At 66.2% G+C, this 8633-nt stretch carries 10 protein-coding genes and 1 pseudogene; 7 read left to right on the top strand and 4 right to left on the bottom strand.

Going from position 1 to position 8633, the window contains the following annotated elements:
• Positions 1–90: 90 nt before the first annotated feature.
• Positions 91–222, bottom strand: a pseudogene (locus tag CHB94_RS23910) (transposase); the annotation flags it as partial.
• Positions 223–444: 222 nt separating this feature from the next.
• On the opposite strand from CHB94_RS23910, the gene CHB94_RS23915 reads away from it, so the two are divergent.
• Positions 445–846: a hypothetical protein gene (locus CHB94_RS23915; protein ID WP_176445735.1), complete on the top strand. Its 402-nt coding sequence runs from the start codon at positions 445–447 to the stop codon at positions 844–846.
• A gap of 541 nt (positions 847–1387) precedes the next feature.
• Complete coding sequence (locus CHB94_RS23920) at positions 1388–2020, top strand: Rv1352/Rv1906c domain-containing protein (protein ID WP_141137644.1); 633 nt, start codon at positions 1388–1390, stop codon at positions 2018–2020.
• Positions 2021–2207: 187 nt separating this feature from the next.
• Here CHB94_RS23920 and CHB94_RS23925 read toward each other — a convergent pair whose 3' ends face one another.
• A complete protein-coding gene (locus CHB94_RS23925; protein ID WP_089339050.1) occupies positions 2208–2678 on the bottom strand; it encodes a hypothetical protein in 471 nt (156 codons plus the stop codon).
• A 520-nt stretch (positions 2679–3198) separates the two neighbouring features.
• On the opposite strand from CHB94_RS23925, the gene CHB94_RS23935 reads away from it, so the two are divergent.
• From CHB94_RS23935 to CHB94_RS23940, 3 genes are all read left to right on the top strand, one after another.
• On the top strand, positions 3199–3972 hold the full coding sequence (locus CHB94_RS23935; RefSeq protein WP_089339052.1) for a PDC sensor domain-containing protein: 774 nt from the start codon (positions 3199–3201) through the stop codon (positions 3970–3972).
• A gap of 26 nt (positions 3973–3998) precedes the next feature.
• Complete coding sequence (locus tag CHB94_RS25510; RefSeq protein WP_176445736.1) at positions 3999–4151, top strand: hypothetical protein; 153 nt, start codon at positions 3999–4001, stop codon at positions 4149–4151.
• Between the two features lie 260 nt (positions 4152–4411).
• The gene (locus CHB94_RS23940; RefSeq protein WP_089339053.1) at positions 4412–4651 is read left to right on the top strand and encodes a hypothetical protein; all 240 of its coding nucleotides are present in this window, start codon (positions 4412–4414) and stop codon (positions 4649–4651) included.
• Between the two features lie 274 nt (positions 4652–4925).
• On the opposite strand, the gene CHB94_RS25515 is transcribed toward CHB94_RS23940, so the two are convergent.
• Entirely contained in the window at positions 4926–5063 is a 138-nt protein-coding gene (locus CHB94_RS25515) for a hypothetical protein (protein ID WP_176445737.1), read from the bottom strand.
• 130 nt (positions 5064–5193) lie between these two features.
• Between CHB94_RS25515 and CHB94_RS25520 the strand changes: the two genes are divergently transcribed.
• Positions 5194–5457, top strand: a complete 264-nt coding sequence (locus CHB94_RS25520; protein ID WP_089339054.1) for a hypothetical protein — start codon at positions 5194–5196, stop codon at positions 5455–5457.
• 987 nt (positions 5458–6444) lie between these two features.
• Positions 6445–7449, top strand: a complete 1005-nt coding sequence (locus tag CHB94_RS23950) for a DUF4917 family protein (protein ID WP_089339055.1) — start codon at positions 6445–6447, stop codon at positions 7447–7449.
• 515 nt (positions 7450–7964) lie between these two features.
• On the opposite strand, the gene CHB94_RS25870 is transcribed toward CHB94_RS23950, so the two are convergent.
• Positions 7965–8633, bottom strand: a 669-nt coding sequence (locus CHB94_RS25870) for a hypothetical protein (protein ID WP_217899495.1), incomplete at its 5' end; no start/stop codon positions are given.

The following is an 8633-nucleotide window of genomic DNA, read 5'->3' on the forward strand; positions in this document are numbered from 1 at the left end:
GCGGCACCGAAGGGCCGAACCTTCATCTCCTACACAGCACCGCGGTCGATCACTCAGCTACCAAGTGACCTCCCGCGCTCGTGGCACACCCCAGTTGCCCAGCGTGCCCTCGTTGATCCCCAGGTCACCGGCGACCTCGGCGATGGGCTTGCCGGTCTCGAGCACCATCTGCACGGCTTCGGCCTTGAACTGCGGACTGAACCTGCGCCGCTGCTCTGGCATGGACAGATCCTCTCAGCAGAGAGTCACTGTCCAAGATCGTTGGTACACCCCACTACAGGTCCAGACGGACGGTCAGCCCACGAGCCGCCCAGATCCCGTAAGTGGGAGCGGGTAGGGAGCGAGGCTGCGCACCAGCCTGCGATCGTGACGCGCAGTAGTGGGCCCCTGGCGACGCTCGACCACGATTTGCGGGTCGCCTTCGGCGACCTCAAGGATCCAGACATGGCACTGGCCGCCGACCTGGCGGCCGAGAACCTGCACCACGCACTGCAGACTGACCTCGCCGAGCTTGGCGCGGTCGAGGTGATGACGGAAGTCGAGACGGCCGACAAGGCGTGCGTCTTCCGGGTGTCGGGCCCGAACGACAGCCGCGTGGACGTCGAGGTCTCGACTGTGCTGCCCTACGCCGTCGTCCTGTCCCCAGACGTCCCAGGCCGCGCGCACTACCTCACCGACGCCACCGGAGGCTGGACAGACCAGGTTCTCGCCGTTGTGCGACGACATGGCCTGTTCCCCCTCTCCAGCGAGACCTGTCGGGCCACCTCCCCCGTCGTCGACCCGTACAGCGGAGAACGCATGACGTACTTCGAGGTGCTGTTCCGCGACGAGCACGGTGTGCCATGAGCCAGTGATACGGCACGCAAAGCGGGGGGTTAGTGGGAGATGAACGACCCCAGCCAGCCGCCTCTTGCCCGCTCAAAGGGCATACCTACAGGTAGACGCCTTACGCGGTGGGCCCCGTGGGGATCGAACCCACAACCCGCGGATTAAAAGTCCTAGCGAGGACGTGTCACGCGGTGACGTCCGATGACGACTTCGCTGGTCGGCTGCGAGTTCGGTGTCGGCGGCTACCGCCTTCGCTCTCCCGTTGACGCGCAGTGCGCGACCACAACGCGACCACATCCGGCCCCGCGCTACCGACCACACGGGCGCTTCCGGTCCCAGATTGACTGTCGAACTTGACCTGTGTGGACGGCTATGTCCGCCGCGACGCCAGTACTGGGGCACCAGCCCCGGCTAGAGGCCGCGGGGCGGGGGCCGCAGCGTGTCATCTGGAGTTCATGCACTCGTGCGGGTGACGAACGCTCCGCCACGTCGAAGGCCGCTGACCTGCGCGTTGAGAAACGGTACCGTCCCGGCTCACCTACCACACGGGGACTGGTTCATGACGGAGTTCGGCACACAGACAGCGAGCGTTGAGGCTGCCCCTGCAGCAGAGACCAGCCAGGGGGCGGCGCCGCCCTCGCGGCGCTGGGTGCGCTGGGCTGTGCCCCTCGTCGCCCTTGCCGTTGGCTTCGCCGGTGGGGCCGCGATCGTCGTCGCGTCGAGCGACCCCACAGGATCCGAGGAGTACCAGGCGCTGGAGGCAGAGCTCGAGGGCGTCCGCGCCGACCAGGAGTCCGTTGAGGCGGACGCGCAGCAGGTGTACCGGAACGCAAAGGATCTCGAGGACCAGGTCGCCGTGCGCGAAAGCGGAGTCGACAAGCGCGCGGCCGACCTCGATCAGCAGGCTCGGGACGTGAAGGCCCGGGAGGATGCAGTTGCGGCGATCGAGCAGCGGATCGTCCAGACGTCCATCGGTGAGGGCATCTGGACTGTCGGAGTCGACGTGGAGCCGGGCACGTACCGGACCGCGGAGCCGCTGACCGGCTACTGCTACTGGGCCATCCTGAAGTCTGGCACCAACGGCGGCGACATCATCGAGAACGACGGCCCGGAGGGCGGCGTCCCCACGGTCACCCTCAGCCCCGGGCAGGACTTCGAGAACAGCGGCTGCGGGACCTTCGTCAGGCAGTAGCTCGGGCATGACGAAGAGCCCCCACCGTCCGGAAGGCAGGGACGGGGGCTTTGTGGTGTGGGTGGCGCGTCCGCCGACCACCGGACCGTTGGAGCGCGGTGACATGACCGGGCGGCCGGATCGCGCTCGACGGCGACAACTACGCCGTCGACAATCGCGATCGTCGCCCCCGGAGTCCCGCCGTCTTTCAGGACTGGTTGAGGATGTCGACCACGCCGGCGTCCTGGCAGCTGGACTGCAGCGCCGTGACGGCGGCGGTGAGCGGGTCCCGGTAGTCAGCCCAGCCCTGGAAGTCGTTGGCCGGCCACTCGGCGATGCCCACCATTGCCTGGCGCACCGCCTCGATGTCGTCGGCGACCTGCCCGTCGGCGGGGAGGATCTCCAGCACGCGAGCCGCGTAGTCCGCGTCGTCCCAGATGACCATCTGCCTGACGCGTGTGGGCTCCAGGCCTCCGACGGAGGGGATCTCGGCCTGGGTGATTGTGTCCCCGGAGAGCCGGCAGGCGGCGTTGTTGTCGGCCGGCTCAGCGGTCGGCGGCGCAGCCGCGGCGGACGAGCCTCCCGAGTCGTCGTCACCTCCGCAGCCAGCCAGAACCAGACCGGCAACACCGAGGCCTACCAGGCCGCGGCCGACCCGGGCCAATCGCAGATTGATCATCACGCTCTCCCCGTGTTCGTCAGTCGACGGAACCTATCCCGCCCAGACTCGGTAGGTCGGCGGTCAGCCGATCAACGCGCCGAACGACAGCCTCGGCAGCTCGTACGCCCGGTCGAGGGCAGTCGTCCAGAGACCCCGGATTCCTGGACCGCGGTCATACACGCGCGGCTCGTCCCCACGCTGCCGGCGCACGCGTCGTCGGCACCCTGGCGGGCGGTCACGTAGGCCTCGAACGCGGCGACCATCTGTTCGTGGGCGGCCCCTTCGCCGTCAGGCGGCTCCTCGATGGTCGACACGAACGCAGCCGAGTCGCTGGCGGGCACGTCGTAGTGCGCACCGCCCGCGGGATGCGTGGCGCGGAAGGCTTGGATGACCTCCTGCGTGTACTCCGCAGCGTTCTCAGACGACGACGAGGCGATGGGCGTGGGCCCAGAGCGGCAAGTTGTCCACTGGCCACGTGACGTGGCCCCGGTCACCCGCTCGCGTACTCTGCTGTGCCGGATCGCGACGTGGAGGCGAGTTGAAGGACCTGGGCCACTGGGCTCGCTTCGGGGCACGGGTGCTCTTCGCTGCAGTGAGTCTCGCCGTCGGCGTGGTCAACATCCTCGTCGAGAAGGACGTCCTCCCCCTCTCGGACGGAAGGCAGCTGGCCTTCGTCATCGTGCTCGCCAGCATCGCCTTGATCGACAACGTCCGGCATGCGGTCCGCCGCTTCTTCGAACCGCAGAAGGAGCAGGCTCAGATTCGGGTGCAGAAGCCCATCATCGGCGTGCTGCTGGCGCTCGCCCAGACGAAAAACCTGCAGGTCAAGCACCTCGGATCCAGCATCTTCGTCCTGCGCCGGACCGGCCTTCTCCGCCGACGCAAGCTGGTCCGGGTCATCCGGTTCCGGCTCGCGAACCATCCTCAAGCCACACAGGTGGAGTGGGGGAAGGGGAAGGGTGCCGTCGGCACATGCTGGGAGACCGGACGAGCGGAGTACCGCTACCGCCGCCCGGTCGCCGAGAAGTACGGCGCACGGAACCTCACCGATGCCGAGTTCGCTGAGCTGCAGAAGAAGAAGGGCGTCACGTCCGGCTTCAGCCGGACGGAGTTCATGTCGATGGTCTGCAAGTACGCCGAGATCCTCGCTGTGCCCATCCGCAGCCCGGAAGGAGAACTCAAGGGAGTGGTGTCCATCGACCTCTCTATCGAGGCTCCGGGTCACGCACGGTATCTGGGCGACTCCAAAGTGGAGCGGCTCGTCGTGGAGGGTGCCGTCCACCTCCTACGCGACGACCTCGACCGGCTCTAGACTTCAGCATGCCGAGGAGGCGACCTGTGGCTGATCGCAAGAAGACCGACCCCGATGCCCTACTGAAGGCCTACTACCAGATCATGCGCGAGCTGGGTCCTGACCCAGTCCTCGAGGAACGCATAGAGCGAGAGGAGCACCGGCTGGAGCACGCCGGCACCGCTCGCACGGCCCGCTAGGCGAACAAGAACCGACGAAGAGCCCCCATCGACCTTGAGGTCGATGGGGGCTTTTCGTTCTTCGGGTGGCGGTCTGGCGCGCGATTCGCTCACGGCGGGCCACCTAGCAGGCACGAGCGAGTGAACGCTGTCGCCCCACCTGTTCGCCCGGATCAGCACGTTGTCGGCCTTCGGCCCGATGTACGCCATCAGCAGCCCCCAGCGGCGTGTCGCGGCCGTACACCTCGGTGAACCGGCGACCCGGCCGCCAGGCTGGCCGCATGGAGCGGTGGAAGCACCTGAGGTTGACCGTCGAGGACAGCGGCCCTAACGGCCAGCAGTACGTCCTGAATCCGTGGCAGCCGGACATCGAGCTGCCGCGCGTCACCCCCGGCCACACGGTGCAGATCGTGAACGATCTCGGGTTCGAGGGCTGGCAGCTCGTCAGCGCGGACGCGGCCACCGACACCTACTGGATGAAGCGTCGCGTCGTCGAGCCAGCGTCCGAGCAGTCGCCGTAATATCGGGCGGTCTACTGCGAGATCTACATCGGCGATGAGCGGGCCGTCGCCCTGTTCTTCACGGTCGGTCGTCGGCGCGCTCGGCCTGATTGCGAGGCTGGGGTTCGGCTACAGGGCCGTGCGCACTCAGCGCGAGGTGGACGCCCCGACCGCGCTTATGACCTCGAGCAGCACTGGCGCGGGCAAGGCTATGTGCCCGGGCCTCCGCCAGGCTGGGTGCGACCCGACGAGTCCAACTCCTTCGTGTAGCCCGGCGGGGTTCACCGCCGCACCTTCAGGGCGAGGAACACAGGCAGCGCACCACCTGCGCCGGCGCCGTCGTCTCACCGCGGTCGATGCGTGCCAGCCGGGCATGAACCTCGGTCTGCGCCCGGTCCCACCACTCCTGCTGGCGCTCGATGGGCCGTTTCACGCGGTACGTCCCGCGGCGTGCGCAATGCTGCCGAGGTGACTTCGCCGTACCGCTCATCAGTGCTGGGATCGCCGGGGCGGTCGCTTGGCTCGTTGCCCGACAGACAGCACGGCACACTCGGCAGAACTGGTTGCTCGAGAAGCGCCACAAGGTCTACGAGCGGGTCGTCGACACCACTCTCGACTTGATCGGCGACTCCGAGACGCCCCGCCTCGCAATGCGGCACGCCATGGGAGACCCGACCAAGCGGGGGGCACTACTCATCAGCCTGCGCCGAGTCCACCTGGTGGCGCCCGGTCATGTCGCCCACAAGGCGCAGGAGGCGATCCGGACGGCTGACCGGTCAACGGCAGCTTCGACCACCAACGGACCGTGGACGCGCTCAACCCCCTGATGCGGGCGGTGAGCGATGACCTGATCCCCAAGGACATGCGGCTGAGCTGTTGACCATGGGAGTCGATCCCCTGATCGACTAGGAGTGCATGGCCTCGGCGGCGTCGGAACGTAGTACGCGTGTTCGTCGAGCGCGGGCGGTGCCGGCAACCGGAATGCAGCAGGACGCTGCGACCACACCGCGACCACCCGCCTCATAAGCGCAGGTCAAACGGTGCGCCCGCGGATACCTAATCCGCTGGCTCGTACTCTGACCTGGCACATTTGCGACGTGGTCGCACGGTCCTGGTCGCGCCCAAGACGGTGCGTCGTCAACAACACGGGTCGCCCAGGCCGGAGGCCAGTGGGACCCGTGTCCCAGGAGAGCAGCTCAGCGCCACTGCTCTGCGACGGCGCGGAAGTGCACCCAGTCCGCCGCCTCGGTCGGGTCGTTGCTCGGCGGAACGACCACCGTGACGTTCGTGCGGAAGCACTACGCCGCCGTTGCGAACGCGGCGATCCGATCCGGCCTCGATGAGCGCCGTGTAGCCCTGGCGGAGCAGCAGTTGGACATCATCGAGGCGGCGGTGATCGGCGCGGTCGGTGATCTCGGTCTGGATCCGCAGGACGGCCGGGATCGAAGGGCGACCGGCTTACGGCTGCGCCAGGCGATCGAGCGTGGCGGAGCCGTGGGGGGATCCGTCTACAGCCCCGAAACGGTGCGGCAAAGATCCGGGCCTTTACCGGTCGCGGTCGAGCCCCCCGCAGCGTGCCTCACCCCGTCGACTCTGAGCTTGGTGAGGTCATCTCTGACGACTTACGGGAGCAAGCGAAGTCGGGCGCAAGCAGCTCCAAGACCTCCGATCAAGCAAGGCAGATCCCCGTAGGTCTGCGGCCCGCCGATCGGTGTGTCTGCAAGGCTCCGGGACCGCGACCGAACCGCGTGACAAGTGCTGGTTGCCGGGCCACCATCGAGAAGGTCCACCGTCACTCCACACCGGAGGTCGGAATGGCCACCGAGATTGCAGTGCACCACGCTCTCGAGGACTGGCAAGCCGTACGCCAAGAGAGTCTGTGGCGACCTCGTGAGGAAAAGTCCCTGCTCGTCGGAAATGGAGCGAGCATGGTGGTGTCGGAGAAGTTCGGGTATCGATCACTCTACGACCAGGCGAGCCTCGGTTCGGACGACCAGGCACTGTTCGATGCGTTGGACCACACTCGGAACTTCGAGATTGCACTGAACGCATTAGGGATAGCGACGCTTGTGTGTCGCCAAGTTGGCCAAGATTTCAGCAAGATCGAGGAACGCTATGCCAGCATCCGGGAGGCCCTGATCCGAGCCGTGCATGTCTCGCATGTGAACCATGTGGACGTCTCCGAAGATCGCCTGCGCTACATAGGAGACGGGCTGATCAAGAACTACCTCAATGTCTATTCGACCAATTATGACCTCCTTCTGTACTGGTCGATGATGATGCACGGCTCGTTCGACGACTGGGGCGACTTCTTCTGGAACGAGCTGACGTTCGATATCCAGAACTCGGAGCCCAATCCGACCATCCCGCCTCGTACGATGCTGCACTACCTTCATGGCGGCCTTCACTTGTATCGCTTGCCCGACGGTCGCGTGAAAAAGCGTTCTGCTGCTGTTGGAAGGGCCATACTGCGCCAGCTGGACAGCCTTGCGGATCTACCCTTCTTCGTCAGCGAAGGCTCGTCACAGGACAAGCTGCGCGTTATAAGGGGGTCGGACTACCTGTCCCATATGTATGAGAGGCTCCGTGACGACACGACCAGCTTGGTGGTGTTCGGCCACGACTTGGGCAAGCAGGACGCGCATATAGTCGACGCGCTCCAGTCGCGGGAGCACGTTGCATTTGGCGTGCATCCCACGTCAGATGCCGAAGTGGCTGCAACGGTGGAGCGCATCAAAAAACTGCTGCCCAACGCGAAGCTTCGCTTCTTCGATGCCCGAACTCACGGACTCGGTACGACATGGCTCCGGGTCTCGTAACTGTCGCATCGGCCCAGGACGCTGGCGAAGTTCCGACTTCTGGATCGTGCAGCCACGGGCCCGGACTGGAGAGGCGGCGACGGGGCTAATCATGCTATGTCGGGCCTGATCGACTCGAATATGAGCCACGGCTCGGATGGGAGCTTTAGAGGTGGGTGACGCGTCGGTCGCCATAGATCAGGTCACGGCATGTGTTCGCGGATACCTAATCCACGGGAGAACCGCCTCGTCCCGGCAGATGCGGGAGCTCCTCGGCTGGATCACGGGCCCACTCCCGGGCTGCCCAGCCAGAGCACCGCCGCAGCGTGAAGTGTGCGAAGCGGCCTGCGTTACGTGCGGTGACTGCGTATCGGAGTCCTGAGGGAGCCTGATCACGCGTCGCATCGCACTGGTCTTGCTGCTCGACCAGCCTGTTTTCATCTAATCACGTGCCCACCTCCAGGACGGCACCCCGGCATCCCACAGGCGCTGATCGAAACCGAGATGCAGGCGCCGGCCAGGCCGCCGGGTCGCGGTCAATCGCAGTAGTCGCAGCGTCCGCTGGCAGGAAGCACCGTGTTGCACATAGGGCAGGTTCTGCGAGGACGGGGGTCGGGCTTCTGCCGGCGTGTCTGCTTGGCGACGTAGACCGGTGTCATCTGTGGTGCGGCGTCCTCGGGGACATGCTCGCAGTAGGTGCGGTAGCAAGTGAGGCGGTCGACGGCAGCGGCACGCTGCCGCTCGTCATCCGAAGTGAAGTCCCCGGCGGGGTGCTCATGGTTGATGTACCCCGGGCCCACGCCGCCAGTTCCCGTCAGGACGACGAGCGATGTCAGTGGAGGCTTGGCTTCGGCACGCGTGGCGTTCTGCACTGGTCCGAGTACCTGGCTGATCCAGTTGGTCATCAGCGACCGGGTCCGGTAGCCGGTCTCGTCGAACAATTGGTCACGGAGCTGCTCGTACCTGATCGTGCCGTTGTAGGTGGCTGCGACCCTCTCAAGGATGGGTTCAGTGGCCTCGACCCATGCAGCTACCGCGACTGACCAGTCGACCTGCGCCGTCGGATCAGAGTCGTGCCAGGTGCCAGGCGTCTTAGCCCGGATGCACCGTGACGAGCGGCCACTGCCTTGAGTGATCTTGGTTTCGGAGTGGGGAAGCGTTCGGCGCGCTGAGGGCAGGGTTGTCCCGCCGGGCTGGCCGGCCTC

This window comes from Blastococcus mobilis (assembly GCF_900188025.1).
Taxonomy (GTDB): Bacteria; Actinomycetota; Actinomycetes; order Mycobacteriales; family Geodermatophilaceae; genus Blastococcus_B; species Blastococcus_B mobilis.